This is a genomic window from Novosphingobium fluoreni, assembly GCF_014196615.1.
In the GTDB taxonomy this organism is placed as follows: domain Bacteria; phylum Pseudomonadota; class Alphaproteobacteria; order Sphingomonadales; family Sphingomonadaceae; genus Novosphingobium; species Novosphingobium fluoreni.
Genome location: NZ_JACIDY010000005.1, coordinates 185,582 through 202,236, shown reverse-complemented (window position 1 = coordinate 202,236; position 16,655 = coordinate 185,582). Strand labels below are relative to the sequence as shown.

At 63.7% G+C, this 16,655-nt stretch carries 24 protein-coding genes; 23 read left to right on the top strand and 1 reads right to left on the bottom strand.

What is annotated here, in order from left to right:
- Positions 1–233: 233 nt before the first annotated feature.
- Positions 234–929 carry a S24 family peptidase gene (locus GGR39_RS11695; RefSeq protein ID WP_183617302.1) on the bottom strand — a complete coding sequence of 232 codons (696 nt, stop codon included), beginning with the start codon at positions 927–929 and terminating at the stop codon, positions 234–236.
- 102 nt (positions 930–1,031) lie between these two features.
- Here GGR39_RS11695 and GGR39_RS11690 point away from each other — a divergent pair, with 102 nt between their 5' ends.
- The 23 genes from GGR39_RS11690 to GGR39_RS11580 all read left to right on the top strand — a co-directional run bounded on the left by GGR39_RS11690 (position 1,032) and on the right by GGR39_RS11580 (position 16,647).
- Complete coding sequence (locus GGR39_RS11690) at positions 1,032–1,262, top strand: helix-turn-helix domain-containing protein (RefSeq protein ID WP_183617301.1); 231 nt, start codon at positions 1,032–1,034, stop codon at positions 1,260–1,262.
- On the top strand, positions 1,262–1,792 hold the full coding sequence (locus GGR39_RS11685; RefSeq protein WP_183617300.1) for a hypothetical protein: 531 nt from the start codon (positions 1,262–1,264) through the stop codon (positions 1,790–1,792). Before GGR39_RS11690 ends, GGR39_RS11685 begins: the two co-directional genes overlap by 1 nt.
- A complete protein-coding gene (locus tag GGR39_RS11680; RefSeq protein ID WP_183617299.1) occupies positions 1,782–2,261 on the top strand; it encodes a helix-turn-helix domain-containing protein in 480 nt (159 codons plus the stop codon). The genes GGR39_RS11685 and GGR39_RS11680 overlap by 11 nt, the downstream gene beginning before the upstream one ends.
- Complete coding sequence (locus GGR39_RS11675) at positions 2,261–2,416, top strand: hypothetical protein (RefSeq protein WP_183617298.1); 156 nt, start codon at positions 2,261–2,263, stop codon at positions 2,414–2,416. The genes GGR39_RS11680 and GGR39_RS11675 overlap by 1 nt, the downstream gene beginning before the upstream one ends.
- Positions 2,413–3,126: a helix-turn-helix domain-containing protein gene (locus GGR39_RS11670; protein WP_183617297.1), complete on the top strand. Its 714-nt coding sequence runs from the start codon at positions 2,413–2,415 to the stop codon at positions 3,124–3,126. The genes GGR39_RS11675 and GGR39_RS11670 overlap by 4 nt, the downstream gene beginning before the upstream one ends.
- Positions 3,123–3,374 carry a hypothetical protein gene (locus GGR39_RS11665; protein WP_183617296.1) on the top strand — a complete coding sequence of 84 codons (252 nt, stop codon included), beginning with the start codon at positions 3,123–3,125 and terminating at the stop codon, positions 3,372–3,374. The genes GGR39_RS11670 and GGR39_RS11665 overlap by 4 nt, the downstream gene beginning before the upstream one ends.
- Complete coding sequence (locus GGR39_RS11660) at positions 3,371–3,724, top strand: RusA family crossover junction endodeoxyribonuclease (protein ID WP_246388648.1); 354 nt, start codon at positions 3,371–3,373, stop codon at positions 3,722–3,724. Before GGR39_RS11665 ends, GGR39_RS11660 begins: the two co-directional genes overlap by 4 nt.
- A complete protein-coding gene (locus GGR39_RS11655; protein WP_183617295.1) occupies positions 3,721–4,512 on the top strand; it encodes a helix-turn-helix domain-containing protein in 792 nt (263 codons plus the stop codon). The genes GGR39_RS11660 and GGR39_RS11655 overlap by 4 nt, the downstream gene beginning before the upstream one ends.
- Positions 4,513–4,717: 205 nt before the next feature.
- Positions 4,718–5,143, top strand: a complete 426-nt coding sequence (locus GGR39_RS11650) for a hypothetical protein (RefSeq protein WP_221226107.1) — start codon at positions 4,718–4,720, stop codon at positions 5,141–5,143.
- Between the two features lie 149 nt (positions 5,144–5,292).
- On the top strand, positions 5,293–5,652 hold the full coding sequence (locus GGR39_RS11645) for a hypothetical protein (RefSeq protein ID WP_183617293.1): 360 nt from the start codon (positions 5,293–5,295) through the stop codon (positions 5,650–5,652).
- A gap of 430 nt (positions 5,653–6,082) precedes the next feature.
- Positions 6,083–6,721 (top strand): hypothetical protein, encoded by a 639-nt coding sequence (locus tag GGR39_RS11640; protein WP_183617292.1) that lies wholly within the window; start codon positions 6,083–6,085, stop codon positions 6,719–6,721.
- 46 nt (positions 6,722–6,767) lie between these two features.
- Positions 6,768–8,771 carry a phage terminase large subunit family protein gene (locus GGR39_RS11635; protein ID WP_343055874.1) on the top strand — a complete coding sequence of 668 codons (2,004 nt, stop codon included), beginning with the start codon at positions 6,768–6,770 and terminating at the stop codon, positions 8,769–8,771.
- Positions 8,771–8,986, top strand: a complete 216-nt coding sequence (locus tag GGR39_RS11630; RefSeq protein ID WP_183617290.1) for a phage head-tail joining protein — start codon at positions 8,771–8,773, stop codon at positions 8,984–8,986. Before GGR39_RS11635 ends, GGR39_RS11630 begins: the two co-directional genes overlap by 1 nt.
- Entirely contained in the window at positions 8,983–10,506 is a 1,524-nt protein-coding gene (locus tag GGR39_RS11625; RefSeq protein WP_221226106.1) for a phage portal protein, read from the top strand. The genes GGR39_RS11630 and GGR39_RS11625 overlap by 4 nt, the downstream gene beginning before the upstream one ends.
- A gap of 163 nt (positions 10,507–10,669) precedes the next feature.
- Positions 10,670–12,709, top strand: a complete 2,040-nt coding sequence (locus tag GGR39_RS11620; protein ID WP_183617288.1) for a prohead protease/major capsid protein fusion protein — start codon at positions 10,670–10,672, stop codon at positions 12,707–12,709.
- A gap of 75 nt (positions 12,710–12,784) precedes the next feature.
- Positions 12,785–13,123 carry a hypothetical protein gene (locus tag GGR39_RS11615; RefSeq protein ID WP_183617287.1) on the top strand — a complete coding sequence of 113 codons (339 nt, stop codon included), beginning with the start codon at positions 12,785–12,787 and terminating at the stop codon, positions 13,121–13,123.
- A gap of 26 nt (positions 13,124–13,149) precedes the next feature.
- Positions 13,150–13,476, top strand: coding sequence for a DUF2190 family protein (locus GGR39_RS11610; RefSeq protein ID WP_183617286.1), 327 nt, complete (start codon positions 13,150–13,152; stop codon positions 13,474–13,476).
- Positions 13,477–13,553: 77 nt separating this feature from the next.
- Positions 13,554–13,715 (top strand): hypothetical protein, encoded by a 162-nt coding sequence (locus tag GGR39_RS11605; RefSeq protein ID WP_183617285.1) that lies wholly within the window; start codon positions 13,554–13,556, stop codon positions 13,713–13,715.
- Positions 13,715–14,047 (top strand): head-tail joining protein, encoded by a 333-nt coding sequence (locus GGR39_RS11600; protein ID WP_183617284.1) that lies wholly within the window; start codon positions 13,715–13,717, stop codon positions 14,045–14,047. Before GGR39_RS11605 ends, GGR39_RS11600 begins: the two co-directional genes overlap by 1 nt.
- Before the next feature lie 20 nt (positions 14,048–14,067).
- Positions 14,068–14,688, top strand: a complete 621-nt coding sequence (locus GGR39_RS11595; protein WP_183617283.1) for a DUF6441 family protein — start codon at positions 14,068–14,070, stop codon at positions 14,686–14,688.
- On the top strand, positions 14,688–15,128 hold the full coding sequence (locus tag GGR39_RS11590; RefSeq protein ID WP_221226105.1) for a hypothetical protein: 441 nt from the start codon (positions 14,688–14,690) through the stop codon (positions 15,126–15,128). The genes GGR39_RS11595 and GGR39_RS11590 overlap by 1 nt, the downstream gene beginning before the upstream one ends.
- A 20-nt stretch (positions 15,129–15,148) precedes the next feature.
- Positions 15,149–16,099, top strand: a complete 951-nt coding sequence (locus GGR39_RS11585) for a phage tail tube protein (protein WP_183617282.1) — start codon at positions 15,149–15,151, stop codon at positions 16,097–16,099.
- Entirely contained in the window at positions 16,099–16,647 is a 549-nt protein-coding gene (locus GGR39_RS11580) for a hypothetical protein (protein ID WP_183617281.1), read from the top strand. Before GGR39_RS11585 ends, GGR39_RS11580 begins: the two co-directional genes overlap by 1 nt.
- Positions 16,648–16,655: the final 8 nt, after the last annotated feature.

The following is a 16,655-nucleotide window of genomic DNA, read 5'->3' as shown; positions in this document are numbered from 1 at the left end:
TAACATGGCCGCAATTATCGCAAACGGTTGCAACGCACGGGACGTATCGATTTTGCGAAATATCCGAGTTGTATCCAATATTTAATGGGTTAACCGTATTTAGAAGCTCAGTGCTTGATCCACATACCAAGCAGGGGTCTCCATCAACACTAGCCATCTCGTTAATGCGCGTTGCAATAGTATTTAACTCTTCAAGAGTTAATACCCTACCAAATATTTGGGAAAAGGACATCTTATATTCTCCGCCCCAACCAAATCACCCGCCCAACGATGTGGATGTCCTCGGCGTCAACGAGGTCATCCTTTACGGCTGGATTATCGGAAATTATTTCCATTTTGCCCTTTGCCGCCGGCCGCAGGCGCTTGATCGCCCCGGCGCCGTAGATCGAGCAAGCCCAGATGCGATCCCGGAGATTTACGACGCGCTGCGTGGTGTCGATCACGACCAGGTCATCGCTGAGCAGCGTCGGGAACATGCTGTCGCCATCGGCGCGCGCGACAAAAAGACGATCGGCGGGCGCGTGCGTGAGCTTGGCCAGCATGCCCGCATCAAATTCGTAGGTACCCTCCTCAACATAGTCGTCGATGTTTGTGCCGGGGCCCATGGAATAGCTGAGATCGAACGATCGGAGCGTGACCGCGCTGTCGTCACCCGCCTCAATGACGCCGCGTGCCCCGGCCGGCTTTGCCTCTGCAGGATCGGTCCCTCCTGGGGGCGGAACCAGCTCGCCGTGGTCCGGCGTGATGATTGCGGCCGGAGACACATCAAACGCCACAGCAGCTCGGTCGATCCAATCTTGCGTCAGCCTGCGCCCGCCCTTTTCGAGGCGCTCTACTTGCTGAGGGCTAGTGTTCATCAACTTGGCGAGTTGAGGCCGCTTCCAGCCGCGGCCCTCTCTCAGGCGCTCGATGTTGTTGACGCTGCTCACACGCTCTTGTGCACCAATCTGGTGTGCATGCTCCACCATCCAAATTGGTGTTGACGTTTGACGCCTTTTAGCACCATAATGGTGTTGCAAGGAGATCATTCGATGACACTGAAGGATTGGCTGGCTGAGCAAGAGCTTACGTCAGCAGCTTTCGCAGCGCGCATTGGGAAGACCGCAGAGAGTGTGCGTCGGTACGTCAACGGGGATCGCATCCCTGACAAAGAAACGATGCCAGTCATCGCATCCGAGACCAGTGGCAAAGTCACTGCAAATGATTTCTTCGGGATATCCCCGCCCGCGCTCGAACAAGCGGAGGTTGGGAAGTCCGCCTGATGGGCCTGCACCAACTGCTGCGCCAGGACGAGATCATCCTTGCTGAGTTGACCGCGATCGCAGCGGCTGGCGGACGCTGCCCAGCGAATACCGAGCTGGCCAAGAAGATCAGCGCCCGGAGCGGCTCCACTGTCTCGCGCATCTTCGAGAAGCTGGAAAAGCGTGGCCTGATCGAGGTCGAGCGCCGCAACGCCGCGCGGCGCATCCGCATTTTGGCCACCGGTGATCAAACCGCACCGGTCACCGGTAAGCTGTACCGTGATCGCGATATGTCTCAGTTCGCCGCCAAGCAGGCGCGGGCCCGCGCCGCACTTGATCGCCCGCTGACGCCCTTGCCCGAACTCATTGAGGCCCCTGGCTCGCCGCGCGATCCCTGCTTCCGCTGCGGCGTGCGCGGGGATGTCGGCTGCAAGCACCGCAAGATCATATCCGGCCCGCACTCGGCGGCTGGATCGCTCGCCGCTGTTCCCCTCCCCGCGGCGGCGGGCGTGTCTGTTTCCCCTGTTCATGGAGACACGTATGCCCACTGACGGCAACACAGTCCTGAGCGTTCCTGCTGCACTGCATCAGACTTCTTACCGCAATGCGGTAGCCGCGATCATCAACGCCCTGAAGGCGGAGTGCGGCGAAAGCGATCAGGATATCGCCGACCGTCTCGGCACATCGGCCACGACGATCAACAACGCCAGCAACAAGCGCGGCGACCTGAACGCCGTCACCCTGCTGCGGATCGGCAAGGAATACGGCCTGCACCGGCTGGGCCCGGTGATGGGACTGATCGGAGGCAAGGCCGCGCCTATATCCGCCGTCTGCACGTCCGATGCGGACCTGCCGATCGGCGCGGCTCGCGGCCAGCTGTTCTTGGCCAAAGCCCTTGGCGACCAGCGGATCGATGACGACGAGATCCTTGCGGGCAGCGAGGATATCGAGGCCGCCTATCAGACGTTCGGCAACCTGAAATGGCGCCTCGACGGCGCTCGCGCGCGGAGGGCTTCGTAATGCCCCGCCCCAACCCACGCATGGACGAGTTCGCCGACTTGCTGGCCGAGGACCTGACCATCGCGGAGATCACTCGGCGCATGGGCATATCCCGTGATGTGGCCAATGGGATGCTCCGCTCCATCCGCACGAAGCTGGGGCCTCAAGCGGTATGAGCGTGTCATCCACCAGGCTATGCTGCTGCGGCAAGCCACTCGCCCGGCGCAACCTCTCCGGCAAATGCGGCGCGTGCTACAATGCCGCGCGGCAGCAGGCGCAGGTTTCGATGGACGACCGGCTTGCCCGGGCCATCATCGCCAAGCGTCCCTTCGCGGAGATCGCACGCGAATTCGGTTGCCCGATCTCACGGATCAGGGCGGCTTCCCACCGTCGCACGGCTCCGGAAGCCGCCCAGTTCAGCATGGCGGCCATCGTGAAGGTGTGCTCCGACATCACCCGCATTCCAGCCGCCGACATCCGGGGCAAGTCGCGTCGCCTCCCTCATATTCGCGCCCGGATGATCCTTTACGTGCTGGCCTTGGAGGCAGGGCATTCATCCGTTGCGATCGGGCGTTTTGCAGGCGGCAAGGATCATACGACGGTGCTGAGCGGCCGGGACAAGGCCAACGACCTTGTGAAGGAAGATCCTGCCCTCGCCACCCACATCGCGGCCGCGCGCAAACGACTGCTGGTGCTGGCGAAGGTCGAGAAGCGCTCCGACACACTGCGCGGTCCGGCGCGCACCCGCCTGGTCAAGCCGCGCAACAACTTCGTGGCAGTCGACCACAGTGATGAGGATGAAGGGCACCGCTTTGCAAACAGCATCGCCGCCGGTTCTCACAAGCTGCTGGTAGCGCTCCAGGCCTATCAGGCGAGTGCGGCATGACGATGCCCGGTGCCACAGAGCCCCAACGAGCATGGGCGCCGCCGGAGCCAAGCCTCGAACAGCACAACGAGATCGTGGCCTGCTGCGAGCGGCGGTTCCTGCGCGCTGACGAGAAGCTGGCTGCCGCCGCGACGGAGCACAACGAATCCCATGCAGCCTTGTGCGCCGCTCGTGCTGCCCGGAATGAGTTCGTCGCTGCCAATCCAGATCCGCAGCTGGCCATTCCGTTCTCTGGGGAGGCGGAATGAAAACGATCGTCATGCCCTTTCCGCCGTCGTCGCTCTCGGGCCATGCAAAAGGTCACTGGCGCGCAAAGGCGGCTGAAACCCGTCAGTGGCGCGATCACGCTTGGATGGCCGCCCTGGAAGCAGGTGCCCGCAAGGCGAGGCTGGGTGATGGCGACATCGTGCTGCGTGTGCGCTTCGTGCCCCCAAATCACCGCAGCGATCGCACCAACTTTCCCAACCGCATGAAGCCGATCTTCGACGGCATTGCTGACGCCCTGAAGGTGAATGATCGGCGGTTTTTGCCGAAATACGAGTTTGCCGAGTCAGAAAAGCCTGGGCGCGTCGAGATAACGATCGGAGCGCTTGCGTGAGCAACCACCTCATATCGGAGGTCTACAAGCGGCAGTGCGGCAACATGGCGCGCAAGGCTGTCATGGTGCTCATGGCCGACAAGGCCAGCGACGATGGCTCGGGTATCTGGGCATCGAAGCAGCGCATGGCAGACGAGATCGGTGCGACCAAGCAGACGGTCATCGCCACCATCAAGGCGCTGATCGCTGACGGCCTGCTCCGCGAATGCGGGCAACGCAAATGCGTGAACGGCTATACCGTCGAATACGCCATCGTCGTTCGCGTCCTGCGCGGCCTCCCGTTGGTGAAATCGCATGCCGAGGACCAGTCAGAGAATTTGACCGGTCAAGATGACGCACCGGTCAAAACAACAGACCCCACCGGTCAAATTGCTAGACCCCACCGGTCAAGGAATTTGACCCAAACCCCCCTTGAACCCTCCAATAACCTTAAAAACACACAGAGCGCGCGAGCGCACATCATGCCTGTCGACTGGAGCCCCACTGAGTTCAGCGGTGGCACCAAGTGCCGGGAGGTCATCGACGGCTGGCCTCCGGGAGAGCTTGAGACGCAGATCGAGCACTTCACATCTCACCATCGGGGCAAGGGCAACCGGTTCGTCGATTGGCAGGATGCCTGGAAGACCTGGGTACTTAACAGCAGGAAATGGAATAGCGGCAATGGAGGCAATCGGAACAGCGGTGGCGCGCGTGCTTCCCGAAGCGGGAGCCAGCCGCTCGACACCCGAGACGGGTTCGAGCGGGAGCTCGACGAGCGTATCCAGCGTCGTCGAGCGGCTGGGGGATGATCGCCTGGCAAAGGCCCAGCATGTCGCCACCCTGCCTCTTCCGCCACTTCAGCCTACAGACGAAGGGTTGCTCGACGAGTGCCTGCGGATGCTCGCCGTGCTCCCCCGGCGTCGCGACGATGACTTGACCGGAAAGCTGCGAGTTCAGGCGTACGGCATCGCAATTGGCCATTGGCCCAAGGTTGCGATCGAGCACTTGGTCACCGTGGCGCTGCGCACCTGCAAGTTCTTCCCCAGCACCTCAGAGTGCCAAGCCATTCTTTCCAGCTGGAAGCGCAACGATCGCGCGTTCCGCAATCGCGTCCTTGCGCGGCAGGCTGTGGCACGCGAGCTACAGGCGCGCTTCGACGAGACGATGGTTGCCCTTGCTGAGCGCAAGATGACGCAGGACGAGGTTGATCGCCTGCCCGAAGGTGTGAAGCGCATTGCCATGGAGCGTGGCTATCTGCGGTTGGATCAGGGCACGTTTTTGATCAGGCAGGAAGGCTGCACCGTTCAGCCGGCTGGCTTGCTGGCCGATCGACGCGCTGCACCGGCGTGCCGTCAATGCCAAGACGTTCGTCGCGTCTTGACGCTTAAAGGGCAAGAGGTCGACTGCCCTGACTGCGCCCAACACAAGGTGGCGGCATGAGCAATTGGTGCATCTTGCGCACTGCACCCAGCCGCACGGTGCCACTGGCGACGGCATTGGTCGAGGCTGGCTATCGCGCTTGGACGCCGCAGGAGACTAGGGTTGTTCGCGTCGGCCGATCGCGAGATCGCAAGGAAGTGGCGGCCCCGATGACGCCGACCATTGTGTTTGCGGAATATGATCGGGTGCCAGAGTTTGTCGCGCTATCGCGTTCGCCGCTGTGCAGGCTCCCGCCGTTCCATGTTTTCCGATACATGGATGTCTATTCCCGTGTGGCTGACCGCGCCCTGGATGCCCTGCGTCTTGCGGAACAGAGGGGCAGGCCTCGCGCCTTTGCTCGCACGTTCGCAGTCAACGATCCGGTGAAGTTCGCCGACGCCGGATTCGAAGGGCTGATCGGCAGTGTTTCGGGCACGCAGGGCCGCTATACATTGGTGATGTTCCCCGGCTTCCGGGTGCCCATCAAGATCCCAGCTCACAGCCTGATGTCCGCCGCGCACGCTGCTTGACCTGCACTCTGGCATTCACGTATTGTTCTGGCTTCCCGCTGCCAGGAGCAGCAGTCGATCGAGCCTGGCCTAGCCACCGTCGCCCCCGCCCGTGATGAAGCAGCGCTTCTCGCGGTGTGCGACGCAATATCTATTAACTGGCCAAGACATATCGGCAATGGTGGCCTGCGTAAGGCGCATCCATTTTGCGGCAAGACTAACTCCGATGCACAGTGGATCGCGCGCACAAACCTGTAGCGGCATCATGAAGCGATGGCGGGTAGGGTAGACCATTGTTCATGGCACGCCTTCGGAACCTGAACATTCAGCATTAGGCTGTCGAACCTGAACCGTTCAGACTTCACGGGTCCTTCCTGAACCATCGGGAGTACGGGCAGCAATGGCGCATTAGAAGCCCAGCTCCAAGGTGTGAAAGGTGTCCGCACCCCAAATGTCCGCACCCACTCACCTAGTCAGTGTCCGCGAGTTTGCGCGCCTGGACGGGTGCGATGACAAGCTTGTCAGAAGGGCCGTAAAGGCCGGAAAACTGCCGATTTCGGACGATGGAAAGCTTGATTCGTCGCTTGCTGGCTCAGGATGGCGCAAGACCAACCGACGCGCGCCGAAGGGTGCGGACACCGCTGCGGACAAATCGCAAAGTGTCCGCACTGTTGTCCGCACCAGCAAAATGTCCGCACCATCGGCGGACGAGACTGAGCAGGCGAGCGAGGAGCTCTTCTCCGAAGAGATCGAAGGCTTCCTTGATCAAGTCCTTGCCGGAACATACGCCGACACGGCCACAGCTGAACGAGTGAAGGAGAACGCGCTCGCCGCGAAGCACCTTCTGGCCGCCCGCCGCGATGCCGGGCACCTGGTGGAGATCGAACAGGCCGAGATGGTTTTGTTCGAAACGCAGCGGTCCCAGCGCGACGCCTGGATGAACTTCCCGACGCGGATCGGACCTTTGCTGGCAGCGGAGATCGGCGTGGACGCGGACAAGGTCGTGGAGGCCCTCACGGTCCATGTCCATCAGCAACTCGACGACCTCGGCGAGCCCGAGGCAGACTTCGCCGCCAAGCGCGAAGGTTGATCGGCTCCGAGCCGCTGCGCGCAGAGGGTGGACGCCACCACCGCGCATCAGCGTTCCGGACTGGGCAGACAGGTATAGGCGGCTAGCGAAGGAGGCTGGCAGCACCTCGGGCAAGTGGCGCACCGGCACCGTAGAGATAGCGCGTGGCGCTATGCTCGCGGTGACCGAGCCTGGCGTTCACAAGATCAGTGTCATGGTCTGCACGCAGCTCATGAAGACGGCACTACTCGAGAATACGTTTGGCTACTTCGCCCACCTCGACCCCGGCCCCATGTTGATCGTGCAGCCGAAGGAGGATGCTGCCGAGCAGTTCTCGAAGGAGCGCATCACACCGCTTATCCGCGCCACACCAGTGTTGCGCGGCATTTTCGGCGGCGGTCGGACGCGCAATGCCGACGACACGTTGCTTTACAAGGCGTTCCCTGGCGGCTTCGCAGCTCTTGCCGGCGCCGGCAGCCCTGACAACCTCGCGCGTCGTCCGATCCGTGTCGGCATGTGCGATGAGGTGGACAAGTACCCGATCACCAAGGAGGGCAACCCGCTCGACTTGGTGGACGAGCGCATGGCAACCTTCGCCAACTGGCTTTCCGTTCGCGCCTGCTCGCCGACGATCGCGGACGAGAGTCTGATTGAGGCGAGCTACAACGAAGGCGATCAGCGGCAGGCTTCGGTTGAGTGCCCTCACTGCCGTCATCGCAATTTCCTCGAGTTCTTTAAACACGTCCACTGGGAGACGGACGAAGCAACCGGCGAACATCGACCAGCAACCGCGGCGATCCACTGCGAGGCTTGCGGGTCTGCTTGGTCCGAGGGGCAGCGGCTCATGGCGCTGCGGACTGTCCGCTGGCACCAGACGCGGCCCTTCTCCTGCTGTGGCAAGCGACACGAGCCGATGCTCGAATATGAGCAGGCCTGGTCCGATCCCGACATGAGCGACCCGGTCGGCGCTGTTTGGGCATGGTGGCAGGCGGACCGGTGGGCAGTCTACCGGGCGCATTGTCCGGACTGCGGACGCTGGGCAGTGCCGAACGAACACGCGTCGTTCACGGCTTCCAAGCTGTTCAGCCCCTGGCCGAAGGATGCGCCGCCGAAGATCGCGGCGAAGTGGCTGGCGGCGAAGGAGGATCCCGACAAGCGGGTCACCTTCGACAACACGCAGCTGGGTCGACCGCATAAGCGGCAGGCCGCAAAGGACATCGCCGCCGAGGCGCTGATGCGTCGAGCCGAGAACTGGGCTGGTGACGTACCCGAGGGTGTGGCGGTCATCACGGCCGGGCTCGACACCCAGGATGATCGTGTCGAGATCGAGTTCGTAGGCTGGGGCCGCGGCGAGGAAAGCTGGTCGCTTGATCACGTCACGGTTGAGGGCGATCCTGCAACGGAAGAGCTTTGGCAGCGCGTAGATCGTGAGTTGCTGCGGCGCTTCCGGCGCGCAGATGGCCGCGAGTTTGTAGTCCAGGCTGCATGCATCGACTCAGGTGGCCACCACACGCAGGCCGTTTACAAGTTCGCGAAAGCCAGGCTCGGACGGCACGTCTGGGCGGTCAAGGGGCAGAGCAGCCGCAACGGTGAGCGAACGCCGGTGTGGCCGACGGCCCGGCCGAGCGCTGCGAACCGCTCGAAGTTCAAGCCGGTGATCATCGGCACCAACGCTGCGAAGGATTCGATCCGCTGGCGCCTCGGCCTAGAAGAGCCGGGCCCCGGTTACATGCACTTCCCCGCCTCGCGCGAACTGGGCTGGTACACACAGCTCACCGCCGAGCGTCTGATCACCAAGGTCGCGTCAGGACGGCGCTACACAGTCTGGGATCTACCAAAGGGCAAGGCGAACGAAGCGCTCGACTGTCGGGTTTACGCATTCGCGGCCCTCAATGGGCTGCTGCAGCTAGGCATGAAGTTGAACCTAGTGGCTGACGCCACTCTGCCCGCTCCGGAATTGCCAAGTCAGCAGCCGACCACCGCACCCGCGCCGCAGAAGCCGCCCACCAAGGCCAAGCCGCATAAATTCGCGCCCCGCAAGGGATCCAGCTGGATGAAAAGGAGGGGTTGATGGCATTCCAGCAGAGCGACCTCGATGGCCTTGACGCGGCGATTGCCGCGGGAGTCCGCAAGGTCACCTTCGCGGATGGTCGCTCGACCGAGTACCAGAACCTTGATCAGATGCTCGCCGCGCGGAACCTGATCGCGGGCGAAGTCGCTGGGCCGGGCAACACGGCTGCTCGCCGTCGACGCCGGGTCATCATCGGCCGGGTCGGTCGCCTGTGAACTGGATCGATCGCGCCGTTGGCTACGTGAACCCGCTCGCTGGCATGCGCCGGCAGCAGGCTCGCCGGATCCTCGACCGCTCCGAAGCGGCGCGGGCGAATGCAACCGGTCGGAGTCGGCGCTTTGCCAGCGGCAACCGCTTCGCCGACAAGAATTGGGACGTGAACACCGGCAACCCGAACGACGCGCGGCCACGCCGCTACGTCAACCGGCAGGCCGTGCTCCGGCTGGTTGCCGAAAACCCGTTCGCGCGCAAGGCGATGAACGCGCTGCTGAACAGCGTCGTCGGCTGGGGGATCAAGGGTGTCCCTGGAGGCTCGAAAGCACTCAAGTCTGCCTGGGCGGAATGGTGCCGCAGCTGCGACTTCTACGGTCGCTTGGATCTCTATGGCCTGCAGGAGATGTGGGCGCGCTGCATGTTCCGCGATGGCCGGGTGTTCGTCGTAAAGCGCTTCCTGAAGGATGGCGGCGCCACCGGCCTGCGCCTGCAGACGTTCGACCGCGGCATGCTGGCGATCAACAAGGTGGGAGACCGGATCGAGGGTGGCGTCGAGTACGATGCTGACGGTCGGCCCTCACGTTACCACTTCTATCGGTCACGCCCGGGTCAGCGCTGGTGGACTGGCGAAACGGTCGACTTCCCGGCTGCGGACGTGATCGATCTCTTTCACGCCGAATACGTCGGCCAGACCGATGGCGTGTCGATCTACGAAAGCGTGATTAAGCGCTTGGGTGATGTCGAAGAAGGCATCGAGGCTGAGGTCGTAAAGGCCAACATCTCGGCCTGCATGGTCGGCTTTCGTTATCGCCCACCACCGAAGGATGGCGACGACGATCAGACCATCGGCCTCCCAGTAGAAGGTGCCGACAGTGACCGCGCGCCGGTCGAGGAATTCGTGCCCGGCATGATCGAGCAGCTGGAGGACGGTGAGCAGATCACCTTCTCCAATCCGCCGCGCTCTGGCGGCATCGCGGACTTGGCGCATATCGCCCTGCTCGCTTCAGCTGCGGGCATCGGCATCACGTACGAGCAGATGACCGGTGACCTCTCGAACGTGAATTACTCGAGCTATCGCGCTGGACGTCTTGAGTTCAACCGCACCGTCGGCCGCATCCAGTTCCTGACGATGATCCCGGTCTGCCTCGACCGGGTATGGGGCTGGTTCCACGGCTTCGGTGTCGAAGTGGGGCGTTTTCCATCCCGTTCGGTACCGATCACTTGGACGCCGCCGCCTATCGAATCGATCGACCGGCTCGGCGATGCAGAAGCCGACGTCCTCGAAATGGAGGCTGGCCTCGAAAGCCGTCAGAACCTGCTGGCGGGCCGCGGATACGACGAGGACGAGCTGATCGCCCAGGTGAAGGCCGGGCGTGACAAGGCGGCCACCGCCGGCCTCACCTTCAAGGGCGATATCGTAGAAGGTGAGAGTACGCCCGCGACCGACGGCGACCGAAGCATGGCGGCGCTGGCGCGAATGGTCGGCCGGTACATGGAGCGGTCTCGCGCTCGCACCGCCTGACAGGAGTATCATGATGACCGAAGAACAGCCCGCTCGCGGGAACGATGGCGCGCGCTCTCGCCGCACTGAGCCCCCGATGGAGCCTGCCGCTTCGCCGGCACCGCGCACGCCTGAAACGCCGGTCCGCACTCCGGAGCGCCCCGCAGGTGGGCCTCCCGGCATCATGACGCGCGATGCGCCTCCGGGCGTCGACCTCGTCGAGCAGCGTCAGCCGCAGGTTGGCGGCCGTGGCGTGCGTTCGCTGACCGTCACGCCAGATAGCTACGACGCCACCGCGCGCACCGTCCGCGCGGTTCTGTCCGCTGGCTCGCCGGTGCGCCGCTACTACTTCACCGAGGAGCTGGAGATCAGCGCCGATGCGATCGACCTCGGGCGCGTCACTGCCGGCATCTGCCCGCTGCTTGACACCCACAACCAGTACACTGTCGATGCGCAGCTCGGCCGCATCACCGATGTCGCCATCGAAAATGGCCAGCTGATCGGGACGCTACACTTCAATGAGACCGATGCAGGCCGCGCGGTCGAAGCACGCGTCGCTGCCGGCGAACTGCGGGCGATCTCGATCGGCTACCGCGTCACCAAGTGGCAGATCACCGCCACAGACGAAAATGAACACGAGACCTGGCGCGCTGTCGCCTGGGAGTTGCTTGAAGCCAGCCTCGTACCCGTTCCCGCCGATCCGAACGCCGTGGTTCGATCCGCATCAGGGACCACCGCCCACGGAGATCAAGAGGAAGACGAGATGAACCGGAACCTGCCGGGCGGCGGTGTCGCCCACCCCAACGCCAATCGCGGGGCCGCTCCCGCCGCCTCCGATACCACTGTCGTCGTCGAGGCCGATGGCGCGACCCGCGCCGAGCCGAATAGCGCCAACGCGCCCGGGGCGCAGCGCAGCCCGACAGTGCCTGCATCGCGGATCCTGGAACTGTGCGGCCGATCTGACGATCTCGGCTCGGCATTCGCCACCGAGCTGATCCGCGACAGCGAGGCAGGCACGCTGTCGGAAGCAACGATGCAGGAGCGCATCGCCAATCGCCTCATTGATGCGCGGCAGCAGCCCAGCATCGACGCTCGCGCCGCTTCGCACGGAACTGATGAGGCGAGCTACCGCCAGGCTCTCGCAGACGCGGTGACCCTTCGCGCGCACCCTTCCGACGCGCTGGACGACGATCCAAGCCGTCCGGCAGCCCAGCGCGTCGCAGCCGCCCGTGATTTCCGCGGCATGACGCTGATGGAGTTGGCGCGCTTCCACCTCGGTCGTGCCGGCACTGACACCCGCGGCATGGGTCGGCTGGAGATCGCCGGCGCCGCCCTTGGCCTGCAGCGCTTCGGAGCGCTGACCACCAGCGACTTCGCCTACGCGCTGGCCGCAGCCACCAATCGGCGCGTTCGCCAAGCCTTTGCGGCTGCTCCGCAGACTTTCCGCGCGTGGGTCGGCACCGACACTCTGCCGGACTTCAAGCCGACCCAGATCATCGGCCTTGGTGATGCGCCGGCTCTGCTGCTCGTCCCGGAGATGGGTGAGTTCCAGCGCGGCGCCATCAGCGACACCGGGCTGAACTACCGCCTGCAGACCTATGGTCGCGTGATCCCGATCAGCCGCCAGGCGATCGTGAACGACGACAAGGGCCTCTTCGGCCGCATCCCGACGATGTTCGGGCGCAAGGCTGCGGATCTCGAGTCCGATCTGGTCTACGGCACCCTGCTCTCGAACCCGACCATGGGCGACGGAAGGGCGCTGTTCCACGCTGACCACGGCAACCTGGCGGCGTCCGGCAGCGCCATCACCGTCACTTCCGTGGCGGCCGGCGAGACTGCTATGCTTGAACAGAAGAACGACGACGGCGCTGCTCTCAGCATCCGCCCCGAGTTCCTGATCGTCGGGCCCAAGCAGAAGGTGGCTGCGCAGATCTTCCTCACGGCGGTGACTGCAGCCCAGACCTCAAACGTCAACCCGTACCCCGGCAACCTGACGCTCGTCGTCGAGCCGCGCATCACTGGTTACCAGTGGTTCCTGTCGGCATCACCCGATGCGTTCGACACCTTGGTGCTGGCGCACCTCGACGGGCAGGAGGAGCTCTTCACCGAGACGCGCGTGGGCTTCGATGTCGATGGTGTCGAGGAGAAGGCTCGCCTCGATGTCGGCGCCGCCGCTGTCGACTGGCGCGGCCTCTACCGCAATCCCGGTGCTGCCCCGGCCTGAACGATCGGCGTCGCTGCACGGCGGCGCCACTTCGCCGCATTTGCCTCGCGCTAAGCGCCGGGCAGGAGATCTGACATGAAGACCATTCTTTTGCTCGGCACGACCGTGATCGCCGGTGCCGTCCGCTACGCCACCGAAGGGCCCATCCTAGTCCGCAACGACGAAGAGGCCGACCGGCTGGTCGAATTGGGCCTGGCCGTCGAACACGATGAGGACATCGGGGCCAACGACACTGACGAGGGCCCCGACTACGAGCGCGACAACCTCGGCGAACTCGACCTCAAGAAGGCGGACAAGAACCAGCTACTGGTGATCGCCGCCTACGAGAAGGCGGATGTGCCGCAGGGTGACGCCGCCACCAAGGCCGACCTCGTCAAGGCGATTGAGGTCAAGCGCAACGCCCCGGCTTCGTAAGCCCGCGCAGCAGAGGAACCCAGACCATGAAGAACTTCAATCGACCCGCTATCAACCTGCCGGTTATCGCCCCCTACGATGTCAAGAGCGGTGACGGCATGCTCGATGGTGTCGAGTTTTCAGTCGCCGCCAACGATGCTTCTGCTGGAGCATCAGTCACCGGGGTGACCGAAGGTGCGTTCGAGCTCAAGAAGGCGGCCGTCTCGATCACCCGCAAGACCATCGCCTACTGGGACAACACGGCCAAGGTCGTGACCAACGTCTCGAGCGGCAACAGCAAGATCGGCATCTTCCAGGCCGGCGCGCTCAGTGGCGATGCCACCGTCCTTGTTAAGCTGATCGCGTCCATCTGATCGCCGGCAAGCCTCTCCTAGCCGACGTAGCCTGAGGCGGCGCGGTTCGCTGCGCCGCCGCCCTTCCGGAGGAAGCCATGAAGAAGTCGATTGTGCTCAAGGAACGCGCCGATATCGGCGGTGAGGTTCGCCGGCCAGAAGAAGGCCCAATCCTGGTGGCGAAGAAGCTCGCCGATGAGCTTGTCGAACAAGGCAAGGCCAAGTGGAGCGGCGCTGACGCTGAGGCCGACAAGGCCTGATGCCCAACCCTTTCTCGTCCGCCCTCGCTGCGCTGCATAAGTCAGAGCTCGGGGTGGACGCCATCTACACCGCTCCTGCGGGCGACCCGCAGGCTCTGCGCGTGATCCGCTCGCAGGGTAGTGACACAAGCGGCAGCATGATCCTTGATCGCGACGTCGTGTCGATCCGCGCCGCGGATGTAGTGCTGCCGGTGCGTCGTGCGCAGATCCAGCTGCTCGGCAGCATCGCAGTCGCAGACGAGATCCACGACGATCCCGTATTCCTCATCAAGCAGGACCCGATGCTCGACGAAGAGGGTTTGTCCTGGTCCTGCGCAATCGAACTCGCCTGATGCTGCGCCCCTCAGTCGCGATGCCTGACATCGACAAGGCATTCGACGCGCCTCTGGATGACGTTGCCGAGGCGCTGACCACCTCGATGCGCGAGGCGACGATCGAAACTAAGCAGGCCTGGCGCAACCAGATCACTGCGGCTGGCCTAGGTGGTCGCCTCGCCAATACGATCCGGTCCGAGGTCTACCCCAAGGGCCGCAACGCGCTGAACCCGGCCGGGTACCTCTACACCAAGGCGCCCAAGATCATCGCCGCATTCGCTACGGGCGCGACCATCCGCCCGGTGAACGGCGCCAAGTACCTCTGGATCCCGACCAAGAACGTGCCTCGCAAGCCCGGCCGAGGTCGGGGACGCATGTCGCCGGAAGAGGTGGAGCTACATTTCAACGCTGAGTTCCGCATAGTCAAAGGCGACGCGGGAGAATTGCTTGCCCTGCTTCCTGTCGTCGGCGCGCGGAGCGGAAGGGGGCATCGCCAAGCCACCAAGGGCCGTCTCGCCCAAGGCAGGAAGACCAAGGACGTGCTGATGTTCACCCTTCGACGTACGGTTCGCCTGCGCAAGCGGCTCGACCTGCAGGAACTGGCCGACCTCGGCGGCAATTCATTTGCTCTCGGCGCCGCTGCCCGACTTGGCCGCTGATGTCGCGCCGACTCGACGTGCTGAAAGCGATCAAGCAGATGATCGCGGTTGCTCTGCCAAATGCCGATGTGATCGGGCTCGACAACGACGATGCCATTCCAACCCGGCCGACCCCTGGCGGCCGCGTGATCGTCCGCTCAGGCGACCCGGGCGAGCCTGAGGTCGACCTTTGCCCTCTGACGTATAACTTCGAACACGAGATCCCGCTCGAACTGACCGGCTGGGACGCAGGCAATAAGACGAGCGAAGAAGTTCTCGATGAAATGATGGTGCCGATCGGCGACGCCATCGAACAAGACCGCACCCTTGGTGGGCTGTGTATCTGGATGGAAGCGCGCTCGCCACTCACCGACGACGTGTTCCTTGAAGGCGCAACCCCTGCCGACCGCGCCGACCTCGTGATTGTCGCGACGTACGCGACGACTAATCCACTGACCTGATCCACTGAGGAGTTGCCGTTATGGGTAGAGCGCTGGGCGCCAACGCCAAGGCCGTTGCCGTATTCGAGACCACGCCTGGCACCGTGCCCGGGAGTGGAGCTGCCTGGGGCAAGATCCCGTTTGTCAGCCACTCGCTCGGCGAGGAACGTGGCCTGCTACCGAGTGACCTGCTCGGCCAGGGTCGTGAAATGCTGGACCCGGTATCCGACGTGGCCAACAACGATGGCGATTTCGTCGTGCCAGTCGACGTGCGCAACTTCGGCAAGTGGCTGAAGCTGTTCATGGGTGCGCCGGCGACGACCGGCGCCGCCGGCGCATTCACGCATGTCTTCACGTCGGGCGGCGCTGCCCTGCCTTCGATGTCGATCGAGATCGGCGCGCCGGAAGTCCCTGCATTCAGCGTACATCGCGGCGTGCGCGGCAACCAGATGCGCATTCCGATGCAGCGATCTGGCCTGCTCAATGCCACGCTCAGCATGATCGCGATCGGCGAAACTGATCCTGTTGCCGCGACCGTAGGTGCAGCGTCGCCGACGGAGATGGCGGTGCTGCGTTTCCCCCAGGCTGTTGGCTACGTGAAGAAGGATGGTGTCGCGCTCGGCAGCGTCGTCTCTGCTGGCCTCACCTTCTCCAATGATCTCGAGAAGATCGAGACCATTCAGCCCGACGGCCGCATCGAGGACAGCGACCCCGGCCAAGCCATGATGTCGGGCGACATCGTCGTGCGGTTCAAGGACACCCTGCTGCTCGATGCCGCCTCGACCTCGCCGCCCACGCCGGTCGCGTTGGAGTTCGGGTGGGCGCTTGGCGCCTACTCACTCATCTTCAGTTTGCCACGGGTATTCCTGCCGCGCCCGAAGCGCCCGATCACCGGTCCCAAAGGCATCCAGGCCACCTTCAACTGGCAGGGCTCGGGCGCGCTGGGCCACGTGCTCACGGCGACGCTTTCGAACGACGTGACCTCGTACTGATGTTCAAGATCAGCAAGCGCGAGCCAGAGTGGCGGGAGATCCTGCCTGGCGTGAGGGTCGAGTTCGAGCCGATCACCATCAAGGCGGTGCGCGCGGCGCGCAAGGCCGCAGCCACGGCGCTCGGGGTCGATCCCGACGACATTGAGGAGGCCGGAGACCAGCTTACCCGCGAGCTCCTACGCCGCGGTATTCGCGCATGGGATGGCGTTGGCGACGAAGAGGGAGAGCAATTGCCGCTTTCCTCTGAAACTCTCGACATGGCGCTGGAAGATCCGACATTCTTCCAGGCTGCCGACCAAGCCTACGTGCATCCGTACATCATGCGGAATGCGGAAAAAAACGGCTCATCCGCCTCGCCGAATGGCACTGGAGAGGCGGGGACGCAGGCGAAAGGTACTGCCACCTCAACTGCGGCTACCCGGAAGGCGGCCGCTGCGCGCCGGACCCCGAAGCGGGGGAAGAAGGTTGCCCCTATCTCGAAAACGAGCCGTGCACCGAAGCGGGCGAAGAAGTCTGGAGTGTCCTCCAGCATTGCGGCGGACAGCTGAGGGTTGGT

Excerpts from the sequence above, each read along its gene's own strand:
- GGR39_RS11690 (WP_183617301.1), top strand. The coding sequence starts at position 1,032 with ATGACACTGAAGGATTGGCTGGCTGAGCAAGAGCTTACGTCAGCAGCT.
- GGR39_RS11685 (WP_183617300.1), top strand. The coding sequence starts at position 1,262 with ATGGGCCTGCACCAACTGCTGCGCCAGGACGAGATCATCCTTGCTGAG.
- GGR39_RS11680 (WP_183617299.1), top strand. The coding sequence starts at position 1,782 with ATGCCCACTGACGGCAACACAGTCCTGAGCGTTCCTGCTGCACTGCAT.
- GGR39_RS11675 (WP_183617298.1), top strand. The coding sequence starts at position 2,261 with ATGCCCCGCCCCAACCCACGCATGGACGAGTTCGCCGACTTGCTGGCC.
- GGR39_RS11670 (WP_183617297.1), top strand. The coding sequence starts at position 2,413 with ATGAGCGTGTCATCCACCAGGCTATGCTGCTGCGGCAAGCCACTCGCC.
- GGR39_RS11665 (WP_183617296.1), top strand. The coding sequence starts at position 3,123 with ATGACGATGCCCGGTGCCACAGAGCCCCAACGAGCATGGGCGCCGCCG.
- GGR39_RS11660 (WP_246388648.1), top strand. The coding sequence starts at position 3,371 with ATGAAAACGATCGTCATGCCCTTTCCGCCGTCGTCGCTCTCGGGCCAT.
- GGR39_RS11645 (WP_183617293.1), top strand. The coding sequence starts at position 5,293 with ATGACGCCGACCATTGTGTTTGCGGAATATGATCGGGTGCCAGAGTTT.
- GGR39_RS11640 (WP_183617292.1), top strand. The coding sequence starts at position 6,083 with ATGTCCGCACCCACTCACCTAGTCAGTGTCCGCGAGTTTGCGCGCCTG.
- GGR39_RS11630 (WP_183617290.1), top strand. The coding sequence starts at position 8,771 with ATGGCATTCCAGCAGAGCGACCTCGATGGCCTTGACGCGGCGATTGCC.
- GGR39_RS11620 (WP_183617288.1), top strand. The coding sequence starts at position 10,670 with ATGACGCGCGATGCGCCTCCGGGCGTCGACCTCGTCGAGCAGCGTCAG.
- GGR39_RS11615 (WP_183617287.1), top strand. The coding sequence starts at position 12,785 with ATGAAGACCATTCTTTTGCTCGGCACGACCGTGATCGCCGGTGCCGTC.
- GGR39_RS11610 (WP_183617286.1), top strand. The coding sequence starts at position 13,150 with ATGAAGAACTTCAATCGACCCGCTATCAACCTGCCGGTTATCGCCCCC.
- GGR39_RS11605 (WP_183617285.1), top strand. The coding sequence starts at position 13,554 with ATGAAGAAGTCGATTGTGCTCAAGGAACGCGCCGATATCGGCGGTGAG.
- GGR39_RS11600 (WP_183617284.1), top strand. The coding sequence starts at position 13,715 with ATGCCCAACCCTTTCTCGTCCGCCCTCGCTGCGCTGCATAAGTCAGAG.
- GGR39_RS11595 (WP_183617283.1), top strand. The coding sequence starts at position 14,068 with ATGCCTGACATCGACAAGGCATTCGACGCGCCTCTGGATGACGTTGCC.
- GGR39_RS11590 (WP_221226105.1), top strand. The coding sequence starts at position 14,688 with ATGTCGCGCCGACTCGACGTGCTGAAAGCGATCAAGCAGATGATCGCG.
- GGR39_RS11585 (WP_183617282.1), top strand. The coding sequence starts at position 15,149 with ATGGGTAGAGCGCTGGGCGCCAACGCCAAGGCCGTTGCCGTATTCGAG.
- GGR39_RS11580 (WP_183617281.1), top strand. The coding sequence starts at position 16,099 with ATGTTCAAGATCAGCAAGCGCGAGCCAGAGTGGCGGGAGATCCTGCCT.